This is a genomic window from Streptomyces sp. 3211.6 (genome assembly GCF_003634815.1).
GTDB classification, from domain to species: Bacteria; Actinomycetota; Actinomycetes; order Streptomycetales; family Streptomycetaceae; genus Streptomyces; species Streptomyces katrae_A.
Window position 1 is genome coordinate 1,629,876 of the sequence record NZ_RBXC01000001.1, and the last position, 24,703, is coordinate 1,654,578.

The 24,703-nt window shown below is 73.7% G+C and carries 21 protein-coding genes and 1 riboswitch; of the genes, 8 read left to right on the forward strand and 13 right to left on the reverse strand.

Annotation, left to right across the window (positions count from 1 at the left end; translation table 11 throughout):
• Positions 1-8: 8 nt before the first annotated feature.
• Complete coding sequence (locus tag BX286_RS07590) at positions 9-1,400, reverse strand: peptidase C39 family protein (RefSeq protein ID WP_121014764.1); 1,392 nt, start codon at positions 1,398-1,400, stop codon at positions 9-11.
• 695 nt (positions 1,401-2,095) lie between these two features.
• Between BX286_RS07590 and BX286_RS07595 the strand changes: the two genes are divergently transcribed.
• Together BX286_RS07595 and BX286_RS07600 are read left to right on the forward strand one after the other, a co-directional pair.
• On the forward strand, positions 2,096-2,731 hold the full coding sequence (locus BX286_RS07595; protein WP_100865112.1) for a uridine kinase: 636 nt from the start codon (positions 2,096-2,098) through the stop codon (positions 2,729-2,731).
• Between the two features lie 376 nt (positions 2,732-3,107).
• A complete protein-coding gene (locus BX286_RS07600) occupies positions 3,108-5,075 on the forward strand; it encodes an AAA family ATPase (protein ID WP_079424880.1) in 1,968 nt (655 codons plus the stop codon).
• A gap of 12 nt (positions 5,076-5,087) precedes the next feature.
• Here BX286_RS07600 and BX286_RS07605 read toward each other — a convergent pair whose 3' ends face one another.
• From BX286_RS07605 to ribD, 11 genes are all read right to left on the reverse strand, one after another.
• Complete coding sequence (locus BX286_RS07605) at positions 5,088-5,660, reverse strand: helix-turn-helix domain-containing protein (RefSeq protein ID WP_079424882.1); 573 nt, start codon at positions 5,658-5,660, stop codon at positions 5,088-5,090.
• A 227-nt stretch (positions 5,661-5,887) separates the two neighbouring features.
• Positions 5,888-6,949, reverse strand: a complete 1,062-nt coding sequence (locus tag BX286_RS07610) for a hemolysin family protein (RefSeq protein WP_100865111.1) — start codon at positions 6,947-6,949, stop codon at positions 5,888-5,890.
• Positions 6,946-8,343 carry a hemolysin family protein gene (locus tag BX286_RS07615; protein WP_079424885.1) on the reverse strand — a complete coding sequence of 466 codons (1,398 nt, stop codon included), beginning with the start codon at positions 8,341-8,343 and terminating at the stop codon, positions 6,946-6,948. The genes BX286_RS07610 and BX286_RS07615 overlap by 4 nt, the downstream gene beginning before the upstream one ends.
• Before the next feature lie 206 nt (positions 8,344-8,549).
• Positions 8,550-9,014, reverse strand: a complete 465-nt coding sequence (locus tag BX286_RS07620) for a PH domain-containing protein (protein WP_079424886.1) — start codon at positions 9,012-9,014, stop codon at positions 8,550-8,552.
• Between the two features lie 34 nt (positions 9,015-9,048).
• Positions 9,049-9,897, reverse strand: a complete 849-nt coding sequence (gene hisG, locus BX286_RS07625; RefSeq protein ID WP_079424888.1) for an ATP phosphoribosyltransferase — start codon at positions 9,895-9,897, stop codon at positions 9,049-9,051.
• A 67-nt stretch (positions 9,898-9,964) separates the two neighbouring features.
• Positions 9,965-10,237, reverse strand: coding sequence for a phosphoribosyl-ATP diphosphatase (locus BX286_RS07630; RefSeq protein ID WP_079424889.1), 273 nt, complete (start codon positions 10,235-10,237; stop codon positions 9,965-9,967).
• An 81-nt stretch (positions 10,238-10,318) separates the two neighbouring features.
• Complete coding sequence (gene ribH, locus BX286_RS07635) at positions 10,319-10,804, reverse strand: 6,7-dimethyl-8-ribityllumazine synthase (protein ID WP_042817356.1); 486 nt, start codon at positions 10,802-10,804, stop codon at positions 10,319-10,321.
• 94 nt (positions 10,805-10,898) lie between these two features.
• Positions 10,899-12,203, reverse strand: a complete 1,305-nt coding sequence (locus tag BX286_RS07640) for a bifunctional 3,4-dihydroxy-2-butanone-4-phosphate synthase/GTP cyclohydrolase II (protein WP_261993381.1) — start codon at positions 12,201-12,203, stop codon at positions 10,899-10,901.
• A complete protein-coding gene (locus BX286_RS07645; RefSeq protein WP_185117253.1) occupies positions 12,200-12,853 on the reverse strand; it encodes a nicotinamide mononucleotide transporter family protein in 654 nt (217 codons plus the stop codon). The genes BX286_RS07640 and BX286_RS07645 overlap by 4 nt, the downstream gene beginning before the upstream one ends.
• Complete coding sequence (locus BX286_RS07650; protein WP_079424893.1) at positions 12,850-13,473, reverse strand: riboflavin synthase; 624 nt, start codon at positions 13,471-13,473, stop codon at positions 12,850-12,852. Before BX286_RS07650 ends, BX286_RS07645 begins: the two co-directional genes overlap by 4 nt.
• Positions 13,474-14,604, reverse strand: a complete 1,131-nt coding sequence (gene ribD / locus BX286_RS07655; RefSeq protein WP_121014765.1) for a bifunctional diaminohydroxyphosphoribosylaminopyrimidine deaminase/5-amino-6-(5-phosphoribosylamino)uracil reductase RibD — start codon at positions 14,602-14,604, stop codon at positions 13,474-13,476.
• A gap of 150 nt (positions 14,605-14,754) precedes the next feature.
• A riboswitch (FMN riboswitch) is annotated at positions 14,755-14,884 on the reverse strand.
• A gap of 297 nt (positions 14,885-15,181) precedes the next feature.
• Between ribD and BX286_RS07660 the strand changes: the two genes are divergently transcribed.
• From BX286_RS07660 to BX286_RS07670, 3 genes are all read left to right on the forward strand, one after another.
• Positions 15,182-17,551, forward strand: coding sequence for a chitinase C-terminal domain-containing protein (locus tag BX286_RS07660; RefSeq protein ID WP_121014766.1), 2,370 nt, complete (start codon positions 15,182-15,184; stop codon positions 17,549-17,551).
• A 154-nt stretch (positions 17,552-17,705) separates the two neighbouring features.
• Positions 17,706-18,470 (forward strand): SDR family oxidoreductase, encoded by a 765-nt coding sequence (locus tag BX286_RS07665; RefSeq protein ID WP_100865107.1) that lies wholly within the window; start codon positions 17,706-17,708, stop codon positions 18,468-18,470.
• Positions 18,471-18,736: 266 nt separating this feature from the next.
• Complete coding sequence (locus BX286_RS07670) at positions 18,737-19,939, forward strand: enoyl-[acyl-carrier-protein] reductase FabV (protein WP_121014767.1); 1,203 nt, start codon at positions 18,737-18,739, stop codon at positions 19,937-19,939.
• A gap of 107 nt (positions 19,940-20,046) precedes the next feature.
• On the opposite strand, the gene BX286_RS07675 is transcribed toward BX286_RS07670, so the two are convergent.
• Positions 20,047-21,195 (reverse strand): ROK family transcriptional regulator, encoded by a 1,149-nt coding sequence (locus BX286_RS07675; protein WP_121017595.1) that lies wholly within the window; start codon positions 21,193-21,195, stop codon positions 20,047-20,049.
• Between the two features lie 78 nt (positions 21,196-21,273).
• Here BX286_RS07675 and BX286_RS07680 point away from each other — a divergent pair, with 78 nt between their 5' ends.
• From BX286_RS07680 to BX286_RS07690, 3 genes are all read left to right on the forward strand, one after another.
• Positions 21,274-22,506, forward strand: coding sequence for an MFS transporter (locus BX286_RS07680; RefSeq protein WP_121014768.1), 1,233 nt, complete (start codon positions 21,274-21,276; stop codon positions 22,504-22,506).
• A gap of 63 nt (positions 22,507-22,569) precedes the next feature.
• Positions 22,570-23,970, forward strand: coding sequence for a uracil-xanthine permease family protein (locus BX286_RS07685; RefSeq protein ID WP_100865105.1), 1,401 nt, complete (start codon positions 22,570-22,572; stop codon positions 23,968-23,970).
• Positions 23,971-24,046: 76 nt separating this feature from the next.
• Complete coding sequence (locus BX286_RS07690) at positions 24,047-24,688, forward strand: DUF5995 family protein (protein ID WP_079431602.1); 642 nt, start codon at positions 24,047-24,049, stop codon at positions 24,686-24,688.
• Positions 24,689-24,703: the final 15 nt, after the last annotated feature.

Consider the following 24,703-nt stretch of genomic DNA (forward strand, 5'->3'; position numbering starts at 1 on the left):
TTCCCTCCTCACAGCACCCCCACCTGACGCAGCGCCGCGATCTGGGCCGCCGACGGCCGGGCGGGGGCGTAGAGGTAGCAGACCCCGCCGCTGCCGGAGACGGTCTTGCCCTCGGCGTTGTGGCGCTTGGTGCGCAGCCAGACGTTCTCCCACTCGCGGCGCTTGTAGACGCGGCGGACGGAGGCGTTGTCGGCCGAGTTCGGGTCGTTGGCGATGACGTCCCCGGCGGCGGTGAAGCCGATCACGGTCATCAGGTGGCCCGCGGTGCCGTAGCCCGCGCCGGTCAGCTCCTCGCGGAGGAAGGACTGGGAGGTGATGGCCGGGATGCCGGCCGCGACGAGGGTCTCCAGGTCGGTGAGGGAGCCGAGCCGGGTGACGACGCCGGCCAGGTCGCGGTAGGTGGCGGCGTAGGCGGCGTTGAACGGCCAGTTGCCGCAGCCCTTGTAGGCGGCGTCGTAGGTGGAGCGGGCCGCGTGGCAGACCTGGGGGTCGGCGTACTCGGGGTCGACCCAGGCCAGGGAGGCGGCACTGGGCTTGCGGCCCCAGTACTCGATGATCATCTGGGAGGAGGTGGGGCTGCACCAGGCCTCGCCGCCGTTGTCGTACTGGGGGTACTGGCCGGTGTGCACCTCCTGGGAGTAGCGCGGGACCTTCAGCTCGTGGGCCCGGCCGGAGGGGGCGGCGGCCGGGACGGTGAACCGGTCCGGGACGGCGGAGGCCATCGCCCCGGCCAGCCAGACGGTGGGCCCTGCGGCGGTGCCGGGCTTGCGGTAGAGGGTGAGCCGCAGCTGCCAGTGCGTGATCCGCACCCCGGCCGCCGCGGCCGGGCCGTCGACGGCGAGGGTGTCGGTCCAGACGGTGGTCCGGCCGTCGGTCTGTCCGTCGACGGAGGTCCGGCGGATGTCGCCGTCACCGGCCGCCCAGCGGCCCATCACGTACCAGGGGCCGGTGGTGCCGTCCGGGTAGGTGACGCGCAGCTCGGTCTGGATCCAGCTGCCGGCCGGGGTGCGGGCGTTCCAGGAGGCGATGGCCTCCGTGGCGGGGACGGCCGAGCGGTGCAGCGGGGAGGTCCAGGTGGCGTACTCCCAGGAGGACTTCCGGTGGGTGTGCGGGTCGGTGTACTCGGTGCGGCCGGCCGGGGTCCTGATCTCCAGGCCGGGGCGGGGGCCGTCGACGGCGGTGGTGCCCTGGTGGGTGCCGGCCTGCCAGTGCGCGTGCGCGTACCAGAACCGGTTGTCCACGGTCGGGCCGGCGGCGGCCCCGTCCGGCTGGGGCTGGGGCTGGGGCTGCGCCGCCGGGCCGGGGGCCGCGGCGGCCCGGCCGGCGGTGGGCAGGGTGGCCGCGGTCGCGGCGGCGAGGGCGACGGCCAGGAGGGCGCGGCGGGGTGTGGGTGCGGTCATCGGCGTGGCCCCCAGGGGTCGTTGGTTCCGGTGGATCGGACGCGTCCACCTTTCCAGTTCCCGGGGGCGGGGCGGCGAAGCCGGCGTTCCGTGTCGGGCCCGTGATGCCGCTGCGCGGTGCGGCTCCCCCACCCGCCCTTCCCCCGTTCCCAGGGCTCGGCCCCTGACCCCGCGCCTCAAACGCCGGCGGGGCTGAAAGACCCCCCGGGGGCTTCGCCCCGGACCCCGTATGTGCGCTCCGCGCCCGGCCGCCCGCGGACAGCTGCCGGGCCGCGCCGCAATCCAGCGGGGGCCCGAGGGCGGGGGCCCGGAAAGGGGTCCGGGGCAGAGGCCCCGGGAAACGGGGCCCGGGGCAGAGGCCCCAGGGAACGGGGCCCGGGGCAGAGCCCCCGGAACGGGGCCCGGGGCAGAGCCCCCGGAACGGGGTCCGGGGCGGAGGCCCCGGGGAACGGGGGAAGGGCGGGGCGGGGAGCGGCTCCGCGCAGCGGCGTAGGGGCGGGACAGGCCCTTGGGCCTGTCGTCAAAGTCCCGTCGTCGCCCGGAGGGCGGCCCCGCGGCGTCTGGTGCGTGCTCCCGGTGCGCCGGGGGCACGGCCTCGTACTGGACGTACTCGGCCGTGCTCCCGGTGCGGCGAGAGTGCGTGCCAGACGCCGCGGGGCAGACGGGACTTTGACGACAGGCCCTAGGCTGGGCGGGTGGAAGGAACCGCGTCACTCGAACCGCTCGCGCACGAGCTCGCCGCTCTCGCGCCCTCCCTCGGCCCCGTCCGGGTGATCGGGGTCGACGGGCACGCCGGCAGCGGCAAGAGCACCTTCGCCGGCCGGCTCGCCGAGGCGCTCGGCGGGGCGCCCGTGCTGCACCTGGACGACGTGGCCAGCCATGCGGAGCTGTTCGGCTGGTGGGAGCGGCTGCGCACACAGGTCGTGGAGCCGCTCGCCGCCGGGCGCCCCGCGCGCTGGGCCCCGTACGACTGGGACCGGCGCCGATTCGGGGCCGAGCAGGTGCTGGAGCCCGCCCCGGTGCTGCTGGTCGAGGGGGTCGGGGCCGGGCGGCGGGCGCTGCGGCCGTACCTGGCGCGGCTGCTGTGGATGGAGACGCCCCGTGAGACCTCCTGGGGGCGGGGACGGGAACGGGACGGGCGCGAACTCTCCGCCTTCTGGGACGGATGGGAGCGCGCCGAGCTCGCGCACTTCTCGGACGACCCTTCGCGCCCCTTCGCGGACACCTTGGTGCGCCAGAGCGGTACGGGATACGAGTGGACTTCCGGGGTTTCTGCGACCCCCGGAACGCCCCTCGCGCTCACCGAACGTGACGGACTCCCCCAGGCCTGAGCCCTCCCGCGCGACGGAGGCACCAGGGCTTCCCCGAGCCGCTTGACCCGGGCCCGGATGCGGCCTTACGTTCTGAATGCGCGGTCTGTGAAGGCCGCCGCGGACACGAAGCCCCCGGTTGTTCCCCCGTGATCGGGGGCTTCGTTCTGCCCGGAGCAGGTTCCGGCCGGGCGTGGGGCGCGCCTCTCCGCCCACCGACGTTCACCCTGAGTCACCTCACGCTTCCGGGGGATACCCCCGACCCGTGTCCACCGCACCCTGGGTAAGGTGCGTCACCGCAGGTACGATGCAGCCCTGATTTCATCGGCCGGGTGGACGACTCGCGCGCTCGGCGCGCGGGTTGCCGCGTGCAACGGGCAGGCTTGTGGGGGACGTGATGGACTTCGGCATGCCGGGCAGCGCACACGCCCCGGCCGAACTCGCCTGGCTGCGCGGGGTCGACGCCTGCACCATGGGCGCCTACCCGCAGGCCGAGGAGGAGTTCCGCACGGCCGTCGGCCTGGATCCCGCCATGGCCGACGCCTGGCTGGGGCTGCACGCGCTGCGCGTGGACACCACCAACGCGTTACTGCGCATGTACGCCCACCGCGACCGCTTCGGCGAGCAGCGCACCCGCCACCGCCGGACCCTGAACTCCTGGTACTGGCTCGGCTGGTGGGTGCAACCGGTGCTGGAGAGCCGGCGCGACCTGCTGCTGGCCCACGCCTCCCACTGGCTGGACGGCCGCCACGTCCCCGAGCTGGACCAGGCCCTGGCCGCGCTGCCCCCGGTGGACACCGACCCGCAGGTCCGGTTCCTGCACGCCTGCCGGGCGTACCTGGTCAAGGACTGGGAGCAGCTCGTACGGCACACCGAGCCGCTGGTCCACGACCCGCTGCTGGGCATCGAGGCGGGGCTCTTCGGCGGGATGGCCCGGGTCCGGCTGGAGATGTACGGGCAGGCGGAGCCGATGCTGTCGGCGGCGCTGATGCGCTGCCGCAGCGAGCAGCCCCAGCGCAAGGAGCTGCGGTACTGGCTGGCGCGGGCCCGCGAGGGCACGGGGCGCAGCGCGGCGGCGCTGCCGCTGTACCGGGCCGTGCACCGGGTGGACCCGGCGTTCATGGACACGGCGGCGCGGCTGACGGCCATCGAGGACAGCACCGACCCCGACGACATGGCCGGGATGGCGGACGCCGCCGGGTACGCCGGGTACGGGGGGCACCTGTCCGAGGGCTTCGCCGGGCACGGGCTCTCCCCGGCCGGCGGGGACTACACGGCGGTGGCGCTGGGCGGCGGAGGGGGGCCGGTGCAGGACGTGGCCCCGGACGGGCAGGTGGACGCCGATCCCCCGACGCCCGGGGAGCCGCCGGACCCCCGCTTCGGGCCGTCGGCCGGGACGGGCCGGCTGGAGGGCGTACGGCACAAGGTGACCCTCCCCGCGCAGGGCGCCCCCGCCGGGCTGCCCGCCGGTCCGGCGGATCCGCAGGCGCTGGCACAGGCCCTGGCGGAGCTGGAGCGGATGGTGGGGCTGGAGCCGGTGAAGCGGCAGGTGAAGGCCCTCTCGGCGCAGCTGCACATGGCCCGGCTGCGGGCCGCGCAGGGGCTCCCGGTGCAGCCGCCGAAGCGGCACTTCGTCTTCTCGGGGCCCTCGGGGACGGGCAAGACCACGGTGGCGCGGATCCTGGGGCGGGTCTTCTACGCGCTGGGGCTGCTGGGCGGGGACCATCTGGTGGAGGCGCAACGGGCCGATCTGGTGGGCGAGTTCCTGGGGCAGACGGCGGTCAAGGCGAACGAGCTGATCGACTCGGCGATCGGCGGGGTGCTGTTCGTGGACGAGGCGTACAGCCTGTCCAACTCCGGTTACAGCAAGGGCGACGCGTACGGGGACGAGGCCCTGCAGGTGCTGCTCAAGCGCGCCGAGGACAACCGGGACCACCTGGTGGTCATCCTGGCGGGCTATCCGGCGGGCATGGACCGGCTGCTGGCGGCCAATCCGGGGCTGTCCTCGCGGTTCACGACCAGGGTGGACTTCCCCAGCTACCGGCCGGCGGAACTGACCGCGATCGGCGGGGTGCTGGCCGACGCGAACGGGGACCGCTGGGACGAGGAGGCGCTGGAGGAACTGCGCAGCATCAGCGGGCACGTGGTGGAGCAGGGCTGGATCGACGAGCTCGGCAACGGGCGGTTCCTGCGCACCCTGTACGAGAAGAGCTGCGCCTACCGGGACCTGCGGCTGGCGGGCTTCGCCGGGGAGCCCTCGCGCGACGACCTGGCGACGCTGCGGCTGGCGGACCTGATGCAGGCGTACGGCGAGGTGCTGTCGGGGCGGGGGCCGCAGGAGCGGCCGGAGCCGCCGGCGGTGTAGCCCGGCCGGCCGTCAGGGGGCCGGCGGGCCCGCGCGGACGACGGCCTGGTCCCCGCGGGGGCCGAAGAGGTGCAGGACCTCTGCGGCTCCGCCGTCGGCCGGGCCGAACCAGTGGGGACGGGCGGTGTCGAACTCGGCGGCCTCGCCGGGGTGGAGGACGAACTCCTCGTCGTCGAGGAGCAGGCGCACCCGGCCCGCGAGGACGTAGAACCACTCGTGGCCCTCGTGGGTGACCTGCTTCGGCTCGCGCGGGGTCAGTACCTGCTTGAACACCTGGATCCGGCCCGGGTAGCGGGTCAGGGGCACGATGACGCGGCCGTGCTTGCGCAGGGGCTCCAGGTGGACCCGGGGATCACCGGTGGCCGGGGCGCCGACGAGCTGGTCGAGGGCGACGCGGTGGGTGCGGGCGAGGGGGATGAGCAGTTCGAGGGTGGGGCGGCGTTTGCCGGACTCCAGGCGGGAGAGGGTGCTCACCGAGATCCCCGTGGTGGCGGCCAGGGCCTCCAGGGTGAGGCCGCGGTCGTGGCGGAGCCGGCGGAGGCGGGGGCCGATGGCGTCGAGTACCTGTTCCGTTTCCGGGTCCACGGGACCATTGTGCCGTCCGCCGTCCGCCGTCCGCCGTCCGCCGGGTGCCGGGTGCCGGGTGCCGGGTGCGGCTGGGCGGGCCAGTGCGCGGGGCCTCTCCCCGGCCCGCCCTGCCTCCGTTCTTCCCCCGGCTACCTCCCCCAGACTCCGTCCGGGGGGGACCCCCAGAGGTGCCCCCAGGGGCTCCGCCCCGGACCCCCGCGCCTCGAACGCCGGCGAGGCCGGATTCAGGGTGTCAGGGCTCCCGCGCGGCGGCGGGGCGGGACGCGGTGGGCGGGGTCGCGGACCTCGCCCACCAGCATTTCCAGGACGTCCTCCAGGGCCACCAGGCCCAGGACCCGGCCGGACGGGTCGGCGACCTGGGCCAGGTGGGTGGCGTCGCGCCGCATGACGCTGAGGGCGTCGTCCAGCGGGAGCGTCGAGCACAGGGTGGTCATCCGGCGCCACACCCGCTGCGGGACGGCCCGCTCCCGGTCCTCCAGGTCCAGGACGTCCTTGACGTGGAGGTAGCCCATGAACGCGCCGCTGTCCGAGCGGACCGGGAAGCGCGAGTAGCCGGTGCGCACGGTCAGCTGTTCGATCTGGCGCGGGGTGACGGCCGGGCCGACGGTGACGAGCCGGCCCGGGGCCAGCAGGACGTCGGTGACCGGGCGGCTGCCCAGCTCCAGTGCGTCCTCCAGGCGCTCCTGTTCGACCGGTTCGAGGAGCCCGGCCTGCCGGGAGTCCTGCACCAGGCGGCCGAGCTGGGCGCTGGTGTAGACGGCCTCCACCTCGTCCTTGGGCTCCACCTTGAACAGCCGCAGCACGAACGCGGCACAGGCCCCCAGGGCGGTGGTGACCGGCCCGCAGAGGCGGGCGAAGGCCACCAGGCCGGGGCTGAACCACAGGGCGGTCTTCTCGGGGGCGGCCATGGCGAGGTTCTTGGGGACCATCTCGCCGATGACCAGGTGGAGGAAGACCACCGCCGCCAGCGCGACGGCGTAGCCCAGCGGGTGGACCAGGCCCTCGGGCACGTGGACCGCCTCGAAGACGGGCTCCAGCAGCCGGGCCACGGTGGGCTCGGCGACCGCGCCGAGGGTGAGCGAGCACAGGGTGATGCCGAACTGGGCGGCCGCCATCATCCGGGGCAGGTTCTCCAGGCCGTACAGCACCTGGCGGGCCCGCTTGGAGCCGGCCGCCAGGGGCTCGATCTGGCTGCGGCGCACGGAGACGAGCGCGAACTCGGCGCCGACGAAGAAACCGTTGGCCAGGACAAGGAGCAGGGCGAAGAGCAGCTGGAGGGCGTTCACCGGGCGGCGCCTTCCAGCTCGGCCCGCTGCCGCCCGGCGGCGCGGGCGGGCTGCGGGACGGCCTCGGCCACGGCCTGCGGCACCGCCGTCAGGCGGACCAGCCGGACCCGTTCGGCCCGGTTGCGCCGGACCTGACGGACGGACAGCTTCCAGCCGGGCAGCTCGGCCCGGTCCCCGGGGGCGGGGATCCGGCCCAGGAGGTCGGCGACGAGACCGGCGACGGTCTCGTACGGGCCCTCGGGCACCTCCAGGCCTATGCGGCGCAGGGTGTGCACGCGGCAGCTGCCGTCGGCCTCCCAGGAGGGGCGGCCGTCCTCGGCGGTCACGGCCGCCAGTTCGTGGCTGTCGTCCTCGGCGAGGTCGTGCTCGTCGCGGACCTCGCCGACGAGTTCCTCCACGATGTCCTCCAGGGTGACCACACCGGCGGTGCCGCCGTACTCGTCGACGACCACGGCCATCGGCTGTTCGCTGCGCAGCCGCTCCAGCAGCGGCTGGACCGGCAGGGAGCCGGGGACCAGCAGCGGGGCGACGCAGATCCGGCCGACGGTCGTACGGGCGCGCTCGGACTCGCGCACGGCGAGGGCGTCCTTGAGGTGGACGACCCCGGTGATCTCGTCGATGCGCTCGCGGTAGACCGGGAAGCGGGACAGGCCGGTGGCACGGGTCAGGTTCAGCACGTCGGCCGCGGTGGCCGAGTCCTGGAGGGCGCTGACCTTCACCCGGGGGGTCATGACGTGCTGGGCGGTGAGCTCGCCCAGCGAGAGGGTCCGGACGAAGAGGTCGGCGGTGTCCTGTTCGAGGGCGCCGGCCTGGGCCGAATGGCGGACCAGGGAGACCAGCTCGCCGGGGGTGCGGGCGGAGGCCATCTCCTCGGCGGGTTCGACGCCGAGCGCTCGCACGAGGCGGTTGGCGACGGCGTTGAGGCCGGAGATGACGGGCCGCAGGGCCCGGGAGAAGGCCTGCTGCGGGCCGGCCACGAAGCGGGCGACCTGGAGCGGCTTGGAGACGGCCCAGTTCTTCGGGACGAGCTCGCCGACGACCATCTGGACGGCGGAGGCGAGCAGCATGCCGATGAGGACGGCGGCTCCGGGGACGGCCCCGTCGGGCAGGCCGGTCGCGGCGAGCGGCTTCGACAGCAGCGAGGCGAGGGCCGGTTCGGCGAGCATGCCGACGACGAGGGAGGTGATGGTGATGCCGAGCTGGGTGCCGGAGAGCTGGAAGGACAGCTCCCGCAGGGCTTCGACCACCGTGCGGGCACGGCGGTCACCGTCGGCTGCGGCCCGTTCGGCCTCGGGCTTCTCCACCGTGACGAGGCCGAACTCGGCCGCCACGAAGAAACCGTTGGCGAGGATCAGGGCGAATGCCGCCACGAGCAGCAGTAGCGGGATGGTCATGCCGCCGCCTCCACGGGGAGGGCGGCGCGGGTACTACCGGACGATCCGTCCATTGCTGGAGGGAGTCACTCCTCTGGTCGCAGGTGCCCACGGGCCACGGGGTCCCGGGGCGGGTGGGTGGGCGCTGTGGTGCGCCGCCCCACCAGGGTAGTCATTGAGATCGCCGCCGCAATGGGACGCAGCGGGCGGGTGCGTGTGCGCCGGGCTCAGCGGCCGGCGGCGCCGGTCCCGTGGGCCTCGGCGAGGGCGCGCAGGGCGCGGGCGTCGCCGATGGCGCGGGCCTTGGCGATGCCGGGCTGGATGCCGAGGGCGGGCAGGCTGGTGCCGTCGTTGAGGTCGAGGAAGACCCAGGGGTCGCCGGGGCGGAGGTTGACGCGCAGGATCTGCGCCCATTCCAGGCGGCGGGTGGTGGTGAGGTTCACCACGGTGACCCCGGCCTCGTCCGCGACCACCTTGGGGCGGCTGAGCAGGACGAGGACGGAGGCCATCAGGACGGCGGTGACGACGAAGCTGATCCGCTCGCCGGGGCTGAGGTTCTCCAGCAGCAGGGCGATCGCCGTGATGGTGGCGAACATGACGGAGCCGACGCCCAGCAGCACCGCACGGGTACGGTTCGGCCGGAAGGTGACCGGCAGTTCGGGCGGTGCGGGCTGGGCGGCGGACTCGCTCATGGTGCGGTGATGCCTTCGGGGACGGGCCGGCCGGTCAGAGGCGGCAGGCGTGGATCGAGGTGGTGAGGATCGCGCGCGCGCCGAGCTCGTACAGGTCGTCCATGATCCGCTGGGCCTCCTTGGCGGGGACCATGGCGCGGACGGCGACCCAGCCCTCGTTGTGGAGCGGGGAGATCGTCGGCGACTCCAGGCCCGGGGTGAGGGCGACCGCGCGCTCCAGGTGCTCGGCGCGGCAGTCGTAGTCCATCATCACGTAGCTGCGGGCCACCAGGACGCCCTGGAGGCGGCGCAGGAACTGCGCGACCTTCGGGTCGTCGCCGTCGGCGCCGGTGCGGCGGATGACGGTCGCCTCGGACTTGAGGATCGGCTCGCCGATGACCTCCAGGCCGGCGTTGCGCAGGCTGGTGCCGGTCTCGACCACGTCGGCGATGATCTGCGCGACGCCGAGCTCGATGGCGGTCTCGACGGCGCCGTCGAGGTGGACGACGGAGGCGTCGACGCCGAGGTCGGCGAGGTGCTTGGCGACGATGCCCTCGTAGGAGGTGGCGATCGTCATCCCGCCGAAGTCCTCGGGGCCCTTCGCGGTGCCGGGCTTGGTGGCGTAGCGGAAGGTGGAGCGGCCGAAGTTCAGCGGCAGGATCTCCTCGGCGTTGGCGCCGGAGTCCAGCAGCAGGTCGCGGCCGGTGATGCCGATGTCGAGCTTGCCCGACGCGACGTAGATCGCGATGTCCTTCGGGCGGAGGTAGAAGAACTCGACCTCGTTGTCGGGGTCGACCGTGACGAGTTCCTTGGACTCCTTGCGCTGGCGGTAGCCGGCCTCATGGAGCATCTCCGACGCCGGTCCGGAGAGCGAACCCTTGTTGGGGACGGCGATGCGCAGCATGGGGCTTCCTTCTGTGCTGGGTGCGTAAGGGGTGGGTGGGCGGGGGCCCGCGGTGGAGAGCTCCGGCCTAGAGGTGGGAGTAGACGTCGTCGAGGGAGATCCCGCGCGCCACCATCATCACCTGGACGTGGTAGAGCAGCTGGGAGATCTCCTCGGCGGCGGCTTCCTTGCCCTCGTACTCGGCGGCCATCCAGACCTCGGCGGCCTCCTCGACGATCTTCTTGCCGATGGCATGGACGCCCTTGCCCACGAGCTCGGCGGTGCGGGAGGTGCTGGGGTCGCCTTCGGCGGCCTTGAGCTGGAGCTCGGTGAAGAGCTCTTCAAAGGTCTTGTTCGCCATGATGCCCTTAGGGTACGGGTTCACCCGGGGCCCCCGGTGCCAGGGTTCACTCCGTGGACTGGGCCGTCCGGAAGCGAGGCCCTAGCGCCAGGGCTCGCTGACGGTCCGCAGGGTCATGGCGGTGGAGACGGCGGCGGTGACCGCTTCGTGTCCCTTGTCCTCGTTCGAGCCCTCCAGGCCGGCGCGGTCCAGCGCCTGCTCGTCGTTGTCGCAGGTCAGGACGCCGAAGCCGACGGGGACCCCGGTGTCGATGGACACCTGGACCAGGCCCTGGGTGACGCCCTGGCAGACGTAGTCGAAGTGCGGGGTGCCGCCGCGGATGACCACGCCGAGGGCGACGATGGCGTCGTAGCCGCGTCCGGCGAGCACCTTGGCGACGACCGGGAGCTCGAAGCTGCCCGGGACGCGCAGCAGGGTGGGCTCGTCGATGCCCAGCTCGTGCAGGGCCCGCAGGGCGCCGTCGACCAGGCCGTCCATGACCTTCTCGTGCCACTGGGCCGCGATCACGGCCACCCGGAGGTCGCCGCAGTTCTTCACGCTCAGTACGGGTGCGCCCTTGCCGCTCACAGCTCTGCTCCTCGGGGGTTCCGGTTCGGTACCGGGTTGACGGGTGGGGTGGGTGGTGCGTGGTGCGTGTGCTGGGTGGTGCGTGTGGTGCGTGTTACTGGTTGCCGCAGGCGGAGGTGGGCACGGCCCCCTCCAGCCAGGGGAGGTCGTGGCCCATGCGATCCCGCTTGGTGCGCAGGTACCGCAGGTTGTGCTCGCCCGCCTGGACGGGCATGGGCTCGCGGCCGGCGACCGAGATGCCGTGGTCCTCCAGGGCGGCCGCCTTGTCGGGGTTGTTGGTCAGCAGCCGGACGGTGCGCACGCCGAGGTCGGCGAGGATCTGTGCGCCGGCGCCGTAGTCGCGGGCGTCGGCGGGCAGGCCGAGTTCCAGGTTGGCGTCCAGGGTGTCGCGGCCGCGCTCCTGGAGCTCGTAGGCGCGCATCTTGGACAGCAGTCCGATGCCGCGGCCCTCGTGTCCGCGCAGGTAGACGATGACCCCGCGGCCTTCGGCCTGGACCCGGGCCATGGCGGCCTGGAGCTGGGGGCCGCAGTCGCAGCGCTGGGACTGGAAGATGTCGCCGGTCAGGCACTCGGAGTGCATCCGGACGAGGACGTCCCGGCCGTCGCCGATCTCGCCGTGGACGAGGGCGACGTGCTCGACTCCGTCGACGGTGGAGCGGTACCCGTACGCGGTGAACTCTCCGGCGGCGGTCGGCAGGCTGACCTCGGCCTCGCGGCGGACGGTGGGCTCGGCGGAGCGGCGGTAGGCGATCAGGTCCTCGATGGAGATGATCGTCAGGCCGTGCTTGCGGGCGAAGGGGATCAGCTCGGGCAGCCGCAGCATGACCCCGTCCTCGCCGGCGATCTCCACGATGGCGCCGGCCGGGCGCAGGCCCGCGAGGCGGGCGAGGTCGACGGCGGCCTCGGTGTGGCCGTTGCGGACCAGGACGCCGCCGGGCTTGGCGCGCAGCGGGAAGATGTGGCCGGGGCGGACGAAGTCGCCGGGCTCGGAGGTGCCGTTCGCGAGCAGGCGCAGGGTGGTGGCCCGGTCGGCGGCGGAGATGCCGGTCGTGACGCCGTGCGCCGCGCCGGCGTCGACGGAGACGGTGAAGGCCGTCTTCATCGACTCGGTGTTGTGCTGGACCATCTGCGGGAGCTCCAGGCGGTCCAGCTCGGGGCCCTCCATCGGCGCGCAGATCAGGCCCCGGCACTCGCTCATCATGAACGCGATGATCTCGGGGGTGGCCTTCTCGGCGGCGATGACGAGGTCGCCCTCGTTCTCGCGGTCCTCGTCGTCGACGACGACCACGGGCCGGCCGGCGGCGATGTCGCGGATGGCCTGCTCGACGGGGTCGAGGCGGAAGGACTCCGCGGTGTCGGAGTCGGCCGGGTCGGGCACGGGCTTGAGGAGGGGGGTCATGCCGTTGCTCCTTCGAGGGCCGGGGCGGGAGTGGTGCGCGAGCGCTGGTACCAGTCGTAGGCACCCCAGAGCACGAGCGCTCCGTAGATCACGTAGACGAACGCGGAGAAGGCGTAGCCGCTGGTGAAGGCGAGGGGGACGCCGACCGCGTCGACGAGCAGCCAGGCGAACCAGAACTCGACCAGGCCCTTGGCCTGGGCGTACATGGCGACGATGGTGCCGACGAAGATGTAGGCGTCCGGCAGCGGGTTCCAGGACATCCACGGGTAGAGGGTGAACAGCCCGGTGACGGCGAGGGTGCCGACGGCGGCGGCGCCCAGCAGCAGGCCGCGCTCGCGCCAGGTGGCGAAGCGCACGGCGAGGGAGGCGTCCTGGGCCTGCCGCTTGCCGCGGGTCCACTGGGCCCAGCCCCACAGGGCGACCAGCATGACGACGACCTGCTTGCCGGCGTTGCCGGAGAGGTGTCCGGCGGCGAAGGCGACGAAGAGGATGGCGCCGGAGAGGAACTGGGTCGGCCAGGTCCATATGGAGCGCTTCCAGCCCAGGGCGAGGGCGATCAGGCCCATGGTGTTGCCGATGGCGTCGGACCAGATGATCTTCTGGCCGAAGGCGGTGAAGGCCTCGGAGTTCAGCCAGGTCAGGGCGCTCACTTCTGCGCCTCCTCGGCGTGCAGCGGGTTCACGCCGGCGGCGAGCAGGCGCTCGACGTACTTGGCGAGGACGTCGACCTCCAGGTTGACCGGGTCGCCGGGCTGCTTGATGCCCAGGGTGGTCAGCGCGAGGGTGGTGGGGATGAGGCTGATGGTGAAGTAGTCGGCGGCGGCCTCGACGACGGTGAGGCTGACGCCGTCGACCGTGATGGAGCCCTTCTCCACGACGTAGCGGGCGAGGTCCGCCGGGAGCGCGATCTTGACGAGCTCCCAGTGCTCGGAGGGGGTGCGGGAGAGGATCCGGCCGGTGCCGTCGACGTGGCCCTGGACCAGGTGTCCGCCGAGCCGGCCGCCGAGGGCCATGGGGCGCTCCAGGTTGACCCGGGAGCCTTCGGCCAGGGCACCGAGGCTGGAGCGGTTGAGGGTCTCCTGCATGACGTCGGCGGTGAACTCCCCGTCGGCGGTCTCCACGACGGTCAGGCAGACGCCGTTGACGGCGATCGAGTCGCCGTGCTTGGCGCCCTCGGTGACGACCGGGCCGCGCAGGCGGAAGCGGGAGGCCTCGGCGAGCTGCTCGACGGCGGTGACCTCGCCCAGTTCTTCGACGATTCCGGTGAACACTCAGTGCTCCTTGGGGGCGTTGGCGGGAACGGCGGTGATGCGCAGATCGGTGCCGCTGCGGACGGCCTCGGTGATGTCGAGGCGTACGGCGTGGGCGATGTTCGTGATGCCGGCGCCGCTGAGGGCGGCGGGGCCGGCGCCGAGGAGGGCCGGGGCGATGTAGCCGACGACGCGGTCGACGGCGCCGGCCTCCAGGAAGGCTCCGGCCAGGGTGGGTCCGCCTTCGAGGAGGACGGAGCGCACCCCGCGGTCGTACAGCTCGGTGAGCAGGGCGGCGACGGGGACCCGGCCGTCCTGCAGCGGCAGCCGCAGGACGTCGGCGCCGGGCAGGTGGCGGGTGTCGGCGTCCTCGCCGGTGACGATCAGGGTGGGGCCCGCGTCGTCGAGGATGCGGGCCGTGGGGAGGAGTGCGGCGCGGGTGTCGAGGGCGACGCGCAGCGGCTGGACGGCCCGGTCGATGCCACGTACGGCCAGGTGGGGGTCGTCGGTGCGCAGGGTGCCGCCGCCGACGAGGACGGCGTCGGCCTCGGCGCGCAGCCGGTGGACGTCGGCGCGGGACTCGGCGGAGGTGATCCAGCGGCTGCTGCCGTCCTCGGCGGCGCTGCGGCCGTCGAGGGTGGCGGCGTACTTCCAGGTGACGTGGGGGCGGCCCAGGCGCACGGAGGTGAGCCAGGCGGCGTTGCCCTGCTCTGCCTCGTCGGCAAGGAGGCCCGCCTCGGTGGCGATCCCGGCGGCGCGCAGGGTGGCGCCGCCCCCGCTGGCCTGCGGGTTCGGGTCGGAGACGGCGTAGACCACGCGGGTGATCCCGGCGTCGATGAGCGCCTGCGCGCAGGGGCCGGTACGGCCGGTGTGGTTGCAGGGTTCGAGGGTGACGTAGGCAGTGGCGCCGCGGGCGGCGTCCCCGGCCGCGCGCAGGGCGTGGACCTCGGCGTGCGGGCCGCCGGCCCGCTGGTGCCAGCCCTCGCCGACGACGGCGCCCGCGGGGTCGGTGATGACGCAGCCGACGACGGGGTTGGGGCTGGTGGAGCCGAGTCCGCGGGAGGCCAGCTCGATGGCCCGGCGCATCGCGGTGATGCTCGGGTCGGCTGCTGCCTGCGCGGTGTGTGTCGCCACCGGGTCCTCCTGCCTCATCGGGCACGGACTCCGGGGCCTGTCGGGATACGACAGATGAAGCGGGAAAGCGCACGCGGGGACGCCGGGGGCCGGAAAACGGTCCGTCCGGCACGTATCCCGGGGGATACGGCGGTGGACCGCCGGCGGCGGCGTACCGGTGACTGCCCGCCGCGCACTGCCTCCCATCCGGACTTTAACCGTCGGTCCAGGAATTTCACCTGGTCAACCGGCCGCTGGCTGCGGACGGGTCGCGGACTATACCGCCGGTTCGGAATTACACCGACCCCGGAGTGCGCTGCTACTGATACTAGGGCCAGTGTGCCACGGGGGATCGGCGGCCATGCGGGTGAAGCGCTGTGGCCTGGCTCACAAGAGTGCCGTCCTTGAGCGCTCCTCTTGCGCCGACAGCGTCGCGCACGCACCGGATCCGAGGTTGGTCCAGACCTATTGACGGGTTGGTCTAGTCCTCTTAACGTTCCCTTCATCTTCCCGGGAGTCCGGCCTGTCGACGTGCGCACGTCACGGGCCAACCAGCGCCACTTTTCCGCCTGTTGCCGCATTTGGCCCTGCCATCCTCCCCTCCCCAGGAGGCACCATGCCGTCCCCCACACGTACGAGAGCGATGCTCCTGGCATCCGGCGCCGCCATCGCCGGACTGCTGGTCGGCGGGCTTTCCGCCGGCGTCTCACACGCGGCCGGCAACGAGAGCTGCCGGCCCGACGGGCTGTACAAGACGCCCGGAGTGGACGTCCCCTACTGCTCGGTCTACGACTCCGAGGGCCGCGAGAAGATGGGCGCGGACCACCAGCGACGCGTCATCGGCTACTTCACCGGCTGGCGCACGGGCAAGGACGGCACCCCGGCCTACCTGGCCAACAACGTCCCGTGGTCCAAGGTGACCCACCTGAACTACGCCTTCGCCCACGTCGGCTCCGACAACAAGATCTCGGTCGGCGCGGACGGCCCGAACAACGCCGCCACCGGGATGACCTGGCCGGGGGTCGCCGGGGCCGAGATGGACCCGGCCCTCCCCTACAAGGGCCACTTCAACCTGCTCGGCAAGTTCAAGAAGCAGTACCCGAACGTGAAGACGCTCATCTCGGTGGGCGGCTGGGCCGAGACCGGCGGCTACTTCGGCGACGACGGCAAGCGCGTGGCCTCCGGCGGCTTCTACTCGATGGCCACCAACGCCGACGGCTCCGTCAACCAGGCGGGCATCGACACCTTCGCGGACTCCTCGGTCGACTTCATCCGCAGGTACGGGTTCAACGGCGTCGACATCGACTACGAGTACCCGACCACCATGAAGGACGCGGGCAACCCGCTGGACTGGCAGCTTTCCAACGCCCGCCGGGCCGGACTGGTCCAGGGCTACGCGGCCCTGATGAAGTCGCTGCGCGAGAAGCTCGACCGCGCGGGCGCCGCCGACGGCAAGCACTACCTGCTGTCCGTCGCCGCGCCCTCCTCCGGCTACCTGCTGCGGGGCATGGAGACGTTCCAGATGCAGAAGTACCTGGACTACGTCAACATCATGTCCTACGACCTGCACGGCGCCTGGAACGAGTACGTCGGCCCCAACGCCTCCCTCTTCGACGACGGCAAGGACGCCGAACTGGCGGCCGCGGGCGTCTACTCCACATCCCAGTACGGCGGCGTCGGCTACCTCAACACCGACTGGGCCTACCACTACTTCCGCGGTTCGATGCCCGCGGGCCGGATCAACATCGGCCTGCCGTACTACACCCGCGGCTTCAAGAACGTGCAGGGCGGCACCGACGGCCTGTGGGGCAGGGCCCCGGCCACCAGCTGCCCGGCGGGCGCCGGCCTGACCAAGTGCGGTGACGGCGCGGTCGGCATCGACAACCTCTGGCACGACCTCGACACCAACGGAGCCGAGTCCCCGGCGGGCTCGAACCCGATGTGGCACGCGAAGAACCTGGAGAAGGGCGTCGTCGGCGACTACGTCACCACGTACGGCTTCCCCGCGAACACCACGCTGACCGGCACCTACGCCCGCAAGTACGACTCCACCCTGGTGGCGCCGTGGCTGTGGAACGCGCAGAAGAAGGTCTTCCTGTCGACGGAGGACGAACAGTCCGTCGCCGCCAAGGCCGACTACGTCGTGGACAAGGGCATCGGCGGCACGATGGTCTGGGAGCTCGCGGGCGACTACGCGTACAACGCCGCCAAGGGCCAGTACGAGATGGGCGACACCCTCACCTCGCTGATGTACGACAAGTTCAAGGCGGCCTCCCCGTACGGCGCGAAGAAGGCCGGGAGCACGCTGCCCGCCCAGGCGGTGGACATCAAGACGGAGTTCACGGAATTCAAGCTGGGCGACTCCAACTACCCGATCACCCCGAAGCTGAAGATCACCAACAACACGAAGACCACCCTGCCCGGCGGCACGGAGTTCCAGTTCGACTACGGCACCTCGGCGCCGGACAACGCCTCCGACCAGTCCGGCTTCGGTACGAAGGTGATCAGCAGCGGGCACACCGGCAGCAACGCCGGCGGCCTGAAGGGCGACTTCCAGCGGGTCTCGCTCAAGCTCCCGGCCTGGCAGTCGCTGGCCCCGGGCGCCACGGTCGACCTGGCGTTCAACTACTACCTGCCGGTGTCCACCCCCTCCAACTGGACGGTGAACGTCTCGGGCACCACCTACGCCCTCGCCGGGGACCTGGCGCGCGGCACCACGATGACGGAGCCGGGCGGCAGCCAGCCCCCGACCACCCCGCCGACCACGCCGCCCACCACTCCCCCGACGACGCCGCCGACCACGCCACCGACCACGCCTCCGGGCGGGACCTGCACCAACCCGGCCTACGTGGCGGGCACGGTCTACAACGGCGGGAACGTGGTCTCGCACAAGGGCCACAACTGGAAGGCCCAGTGGTGGACGCAGAACGAGGAGCCCGGCACCACCGGACAGTGGGGCGTCTGGCAGGACCTCGGCGCCTGCTGACACCCGGCGGGTGAACGCACGTGAGGACCCGGTGGCCCGGCGGCCACCGGGTCCTCGCACGTCCGGGACATCCTCCCGCGCGCCGGTGTCACGTTCCGGGCCCCCCGTCTGTCCCCTGGCAGAAGGAACTCCTCCCAGGAAGGACACCCCCACCATGAGCACGATCCTCGTGACCGGCGGCACCGGCAATCTCGGTGCCCTGGTCGTCGGCAGGCTACGGGACCGGGGCCACGAGGTCCGGGCGCTGAGCCGGAGCTCCGCCGCCTACCCGGTCGACCTGCGCGACGGCGGCGGACTGGACGCGGCGATGGCGGGCGCGCAGGTCGTCGTCCACTGCGCGAGCTCCCCGCGCGGCGGCGACGACGTGGCCGCCGGACACCTGATCGCCGCCGCCCGGCGGGCCGGGACCGTCACCAACCTCGTCTACATCTCGATCGTCGGGGTGGACGTGGTGCCGTTCGGCTACTACCGGACGAAGCTGCGGGTGGAGCGGATGCTGGAGGACTCCGGGCTCGGGGTCACCATCCTGCGGACCACCCAGTTCCACGATCTCGTCGCCGAGGTCACGGCCTCCATGGCGAAGCTGCCGCTGGTGCCGGTGGTACCGCTGCCCAAGGGCGTACCGGTGCAGCCGATCGCGGTGGAGGAGGTCGCGGACCGGCTCGCGGAGCTGGCGGTGCCGGATCCGGCGGGGCGGGTGGCGGACATGGGCGGGCCGGAGGTCCGGACCCTGGAGGAATGGGGACGGGCGTACCTCGCGGCGGTGGGCAGCCGGCGGCGGGTGGCCGGAGTGCCGCTCGCGGGGCGGACGTACGCCGCGTTCCGGCGGGGCGGGATCCTGGCCCCGGACCGTGCGGCCGGCCGGATCACCTTCGGGGAGTACCTGGAGCGGCGGGAACGGGGGACCGGCCGCCCCTGAGGGCCCGTGAACACCGGGGAATGTCAAGGACCGCAGGCCACAAGGTCCGGGCAGCCTTCTGCGTGACCTACCGTCACATGTCCGCGACGGACCCCTGGTTAGGCTCCCTGGAGACGGACGGCCGGAGCAGGCCCCCGGTAGCGGCACCCCGGCCCCGCCGGCCGGTCACGCCCCCGGCACCCGGCTGTCCGTGGCCCTCCCGGACGAGGAGGGCGCCGCCCGCGCGCCCTCCTCGTCCGGCCCTCCCCGGACAGGACGGACACCTCGTGAGCCTTCGCCAGATCGAGCCCAAGCAGCGCGGGTTCCTCGTCGTCAACTCCCACCCCGAAGGCGCCGCCCGGACCGTCCGCGACATGTGGCAGGCGATCCCGGCCCGCACCGACGGCCGCCGGCCGGTCGCACTCGTCCTCGGCCACTCCGCCGGCTACGGGCTGGCCACGGTCCTGGCCGGGCTGCGCCGCCACGGCATCCGCGGCATCGGTGTCGCCTTCGAGACCCCCGACACCGGCCGCCGCACCGCCGGCGCCGGCTGGTACCGCACCGCGGCCGCCGCGGCACTCGCCGCCGAACACGGCCACGACATCCGGTTCGTGAACGCCGACGCGTTCTCGGCGGACACCAAGACCCGGATCGCGGACCTGCTGGAGCAGCACTACGGCCCGGTCGACTACCTCGTCTACAGCCTCGCGGCGCCGCGTCGCACCGACCCGGCCACCGGCGAGGTCCACCACTCGGTGATCAAACCGCTCGGCACCGCCTACGAAGCCCCCTCGCTCGACTTCTCCGCCGACGACCCCGCCGTGGCGTGGACGCGGATCGAACCCGGCACCGACGCGGAGGCGCGCGCCACGGTAGCGGTGATGGGCGGCGACGACTGGGCCCTGTGGGTCCGGGCCCTGGCCTCCCGCCGGCTCCTGGCGGACGGTTTCACCACCGCGGCCCTGACCTACGTCGGCTCGGAGGTCACCGCGCCGGTCTACCGTGAAGGCACCATCGGCGCGGCCAAGGAACACCTGGAGCGGACCGCCCGGGAGCTCGCCGCCTCCGCCCCGCTCAAGGAGAAGGACGGCCGCGCGTTCACGGTGGTGGCCGGCGCGGCCGTCACACAGGCCTCCAGCGCGATCCCCTCCATCGCCCTCTACACCGCCTTCCTCCGAACCGCCCTCGGCGAGGGCGGCTTCCGGACGACGAGCGAGCAGGCCGTGGACCTGTGGGACCAGCTGGAGGGCCGCACCCCGCTCGTCCTCGACGCGGAAGGCCGGATCCGGCTCGACGGCTGGGAACTCGACCCCCGGGTCCAGGACCGGGTCCGTGAGCTGTGGGCCGACCCCCGGCGCGGGCTGGACGCCTCGCGCTCCGGTGCCGACTGGTTCATGGGCCAGGTCAGGGCCCTGTACGGCTGGAACGTCGACGGGGTCGACTACGGCCTGCCGGCCGAGACCGACGTCCCCTGGCCCACGCGGCGGTAGGCCGGGACCGCGCGGCGGGCCGGACCCCTCGGCGGGCCCGGACCCCTCGGCGGGCCCGGACCCCTCGGCGGGCCCGGACCGCTCGACAGGCCCGGACCGCTGCCGCGTCAGCCGGCGAACAGCTGCGCCTGGGCCGCCTCGCGGGCCGCGAGGCGGGCGCCCTCCAGGACCGCGGGGTCACCCAGCGCGGTGGCGCGGACCTCGGTCGTCACGGGGCTCAGGGCGGCGAGGCTGCGGGCGACCCGGGCGGCCAGGGGATCGCCGCCCGCCCGGCCGAGCCCGCCGCCGAGGACCACGCAGCCCGGGTCGAGGACCGCGGCCACGGCCGCCGCACCGAGGGCCAGCCGCTCCGCCAGCACCTCGAGGAAGGCCTCCCCGGCGGCCCCGGCGACGGCCTCCTCCACGGGCCCCCCGAACCCGTGCTCCGCCGCCAGCGCGGCCACTCCGGCCGCACCGGCCAGGGCGTGGAAGCCGCCGCTGCAGTCGCCGGCGGAGGGCAGCCCGGCGGTGCCCGGCACCGGCAGGAAGCCGATCTCGCCCGCGCCGCCCGAGGCGCCCCGCCGCAGCCGGCCGTCGAGGACCACGGCCGCGCCGACGCCGGCTCCGAGCCACAGCAGGACGAAGGAGTCCAGGTCCCGGGCGGCGCCGACCCGCTGTTCGGCCAGGGCGGCCAGGTTGGTCTCGTTCTCCACCACCACCGTGGCGGGCAGCCGCCGCTGGAGGGCGGCCACCAGGTCCCGGTGCCAGGCGGGCAGGCCCGAGGTGTCGCGCAGTTCCCCGGAGGCGGGGGCGACCAGGCCGGGCGCGCCGACGACCACCGTGTGCAGCGCCTGCGCGCCGGCCTCCCGGGCCAGTGCCTCCAGCCGGTCCACGGCCTCGCCGACGGCGTCGACGGGGAGCTCCGCCCGGGCCAGCGTGCGGCCGAGGAGGTCCGTGACCACGGCCGTCGCACTGTCGGTGCGGACGTCCAGGGCGGCCAGGTGGGCCCTGCGGGCGACGATCCCGTAGAGGCGGGCATTGGGGCCGCGCCGCTGTTCGCCGGACTCCCCCACGACCTCGACCAGCCCGGCCGCGCCGAGCCGTTCGAGGAGGTCGGCGACGGAGGGGCGGGAGAGTCCGGTGAGCTGCTTGAGCTGGGTCGCCGTCAGCGGCCCGGCCGACTGGAGGAGTTCGAGCGCGAGCCGGTCGTTCATCGCCCGGGCCGTGCTCGGCGAGGCGGGCGACGGGGCCGGGGCGGCGGCAGCGGCGGGGGACATCGCCTTCACGGGGGTCACGGACCCCATCCTAAGGAAAGGGTGGTAATTATCAGGCAGGCTCCCTGATAATTACATGCCATGACGACCGAGACGGCCGGGGAACCCGGCACCGGCCCGGCGAGGCTGCGCCGCGCCCGCTTCTCCATCGCCGCCGTCTTCTGCGCCCACGGCGCGGTGACCGGCTCCTTCGCCACCCGCATCCCGTGGATCCAGGAGCACGCCCAGGTCGGCGCGGGCACCCTGGGCCTGGCCCTCGCCTTCCCCGCCCTCGGCGCGGCCGTCGCCATGCCGCTGGCCGGGCGGGTCAACCACCGCTTCGGCGCCCGCGCGGCCCTGCGCGGGCTGCTCTCGCTGTGGACCCTGTCCCTGGTCCTGCCGGGCCTGGCCCCGAACCCGGCGACCCTCTGCTGCGCCCTCTTCGCCTACGGGGCCGCCGCCGGCCTGTCGGACGTGGCCATGAACGCGCTCGGGGTGGAGACCGAGGACCGGCTCGGCCGCTCGATCATGTCCTCGCTGCACGGGATGTGGAGCGTCGGCGCCCTGCTCGGCTCGGCCGCCGGCACGGTCGCCGCGCACACCGCGACCGACGCCCGGCTGCACCACCTGATCGCCGCCCTCGCCCTGACCGCGGCCGGGCTGGTCGCCGTGCGCGGGGTGCTGGACCTGCGCAGCCGGCCGCAGGAGCAGGCGCCGCCGCGCTTCGCCCGGCCCCCGAAGGCGGCCGTGCTGATCGGGGCCGTGGGATTCTGCGCGGTGTTCGCCGAGGGGGCGAGCCTGGACTGGTCGGCGGTGTTCCTGCGGGACGTGCTGGGCACCGGGGCCGGTGTGGCCGCGGCCTCCACCACCGCGTTCGCGCTGACCATGGCCGTGGCCCGGCTGGCCGGGGACCGGGTCGTGGACCGGTTCGGTGCGGTGCGCACGGTCCGGGCGGGCGGCGCACTGGCCGGCGCGGGCGGGCTGCTGGTGGTGGTGACGGTCCGCCAGCCGGTGGCGGCCATGGCGGGGTTCGGGATGACCGGGCTCGGCATCGCGGTGGTGGTGCCGCTGGCCTTCGCGGCGGCGGCGCGCAGCGGGCCGGCCCCGGCGCAGGCCATCGCGGGGGTCGCGACGATCACGTACACCTCGGGGCTGATCGCCCCTTCGGCGATCGGGGCGGTGGCGGACGCGACCTCGCTGGTGGTCTCGTTCGGCCTGGTGACGCTGCTGGCGTGCGCGCTGGTCGCGGGGGCGGCGGTGCTGCGGCCGAAGGCCGGGGCGGGCGGCGGCGCGCATGCCGTCAATCGGGACGAACCCGCTGCTATCCGGCCGTAATATATGGCTGGCCGCCCTGCGGTCATGATCCTTGACCTCTCGGCGGAACGGAAGTGGTGGAACATGGGTTTCGGCCTGCGCTGGACCCTGCACGGAGACGGGCGGACCCCCGCCCCCGGCGCGGTGGTGCGGCCGGACGAGCGGCTGTCGTGGCCGCGCACCGCCGGGCTCGGCGCCCAGCACGTGGTCGCGATGTTCGGCGCCAGTTTCGTTTCGCCGGTGTTGATGGGCCTGGACCCGAACCTGGCCATCATGATGTCGGGCATCGCCACCGCCGTCTTCCTGCTCGCCACGCGCGGACGGGTCCCCTCCTACCTGGGCTGTTCCCTGTCCTTCGTGGGCGTGGCGGCGGCGATCCGGGCCGGCGGCGGGGACAGCGCGGTGGTCACGGGCGCGGTGTTCGTGGTCGGCGCGGCCCTGTTCCTGGCGGGTATGGCCGTGCAGCGGTTCGGGGCGCGGATCATCCACACGGCGATGCCGCCGGTGGTGACGGGCGCGGTCGTCATGCTGATCGGGTTCAACCTGGCGCCGGTGACGGCGGCCACGTACTGGCCGCAGGACCAGTGGACGGCCCTGCTGACGATGCTGTTCACCGGGCTGGCGGTGGTGTGCCTGCGCGGGTTCTGGTCGCGGATCGCGATCTTCCTGGGCCTGGTGTTCGGGTACGGGATCTCATGGGTCTCCGACCTGGTCTTCGGCAAGATCCACTCCCCGGCGGGCGGGACCGAGGCCGTGGACCACTGGCGGCTGGACCTCTCGGGGGTGGGCAAGGCCGACTGGATCGGGCTGCCCGCCCTGCACGGGCCGTCGTTCCAGTGGTCGGCGATCCTGATCGCGCTGCCGGTGGTGGTCGCGCTGATCGCCGAGAACGCCGGGCACATCAAGGCCGTCGGCGAGATGACGGGCGACCCGCTCGACGACAAGCTCGGCACGGCCATCGCCGCCGACGGCGCGGCGTCCATGCTGTCCACGGCGGTGGGCGGCCCGCCGAACACCACGTACTCCGAGAACATCGGGGTCATGGCCGCCACCCGGGTCTACTCCACGGCGGCCTACTGGGCGGCGGCCGGCTTCGCGCTGCTCTTCGGCCTGTGCCCGAAGTTCGGCGCGGTCGTCGCGGCGATCCCCGGCGGGGTGCTGGGCGGCATCACCGTGATCCTGTACGGCATGATCGGCCTGCTCGGCGCGCAGATCTGGCTCCACGGCCGGGTGGACCTGCGCAATCCGCTGAACCTGGTCCCGGCCGCCGCGGGCATCATCATCGGCGTCGGCGGGGTCAAGCTGCACTTCAGCGACAGCTTCGAGCTGGGCGGCATCGCGCTCGGCACGATCGTGGTGATCACCGGCTACCACGCGCTGCGCTACTTCGCCCCGGAGCACCTCAAGCGGCAGGAGCCGCTGCTGGACTCGGGCACGTCCGCCTACGACGACGCCGCCGAGGAACCCCGGGACAAGCGGGGTTGACGGTGTTTCGCCCGAACCGGCGAAGCCCACGGCCAAGTTCCCCGCGCCGGGCGCGGGGGCTGTGACGCTGTCCTCCATGGAAGCGGTACTCGCGCGGATGCGCGTCCTCGACGAGCGGCTGCCGGCGCAGGACGGCGTGGCCGTCTTCAACCGGGTGTACCTGACCGTGACGCAGACCCTGCACGAGCGGATCGGGCGCGGGGGCTTCCCCGAGCCCCGGCGGGCCGAGACGCTGAGCGTGCGGTTCGCGGAGCGGTACCTGACGGCGGTGGAGTCGGAGCGTGCGCCGGCCTGCTGGCGCCCGCTCCTGCAGTACCGCCGCCACCCCGGGGTGCGCCCGCTCCAGTACGCGCTGGCCGGGATCAACGCCCACATCGGGCACGACCTGGCCCTGGCGGTGGTGTCCACCTGCCGGGTGCTGGACTGCACGCCGACGGCCCTGGAGGCGGACTTCCACCGGGTCGGCGACACCCTGGTCTCCCTGGAGGAACGCATCCGGGAGGACCTCATGCCGGGCCCGGACCTCCTGGAGATCGCCGACCCGCTGACGCACCTGCTGGGCTCCTGGAGCCTGGAACGCGCCCGCGCGGGCGCCTGGGCGGCGGCCCGCCTCCTGTGGGCCCTGCGCCGCTCCCCCGACCTGGCGGAGGAGTTCGAGGAATCCCTGGACGCGGGCGTGGGCCTGGTGGGCCGCTGCCTGCTGACCCCGACGGGCTGAAACCCCGGTGCGGCC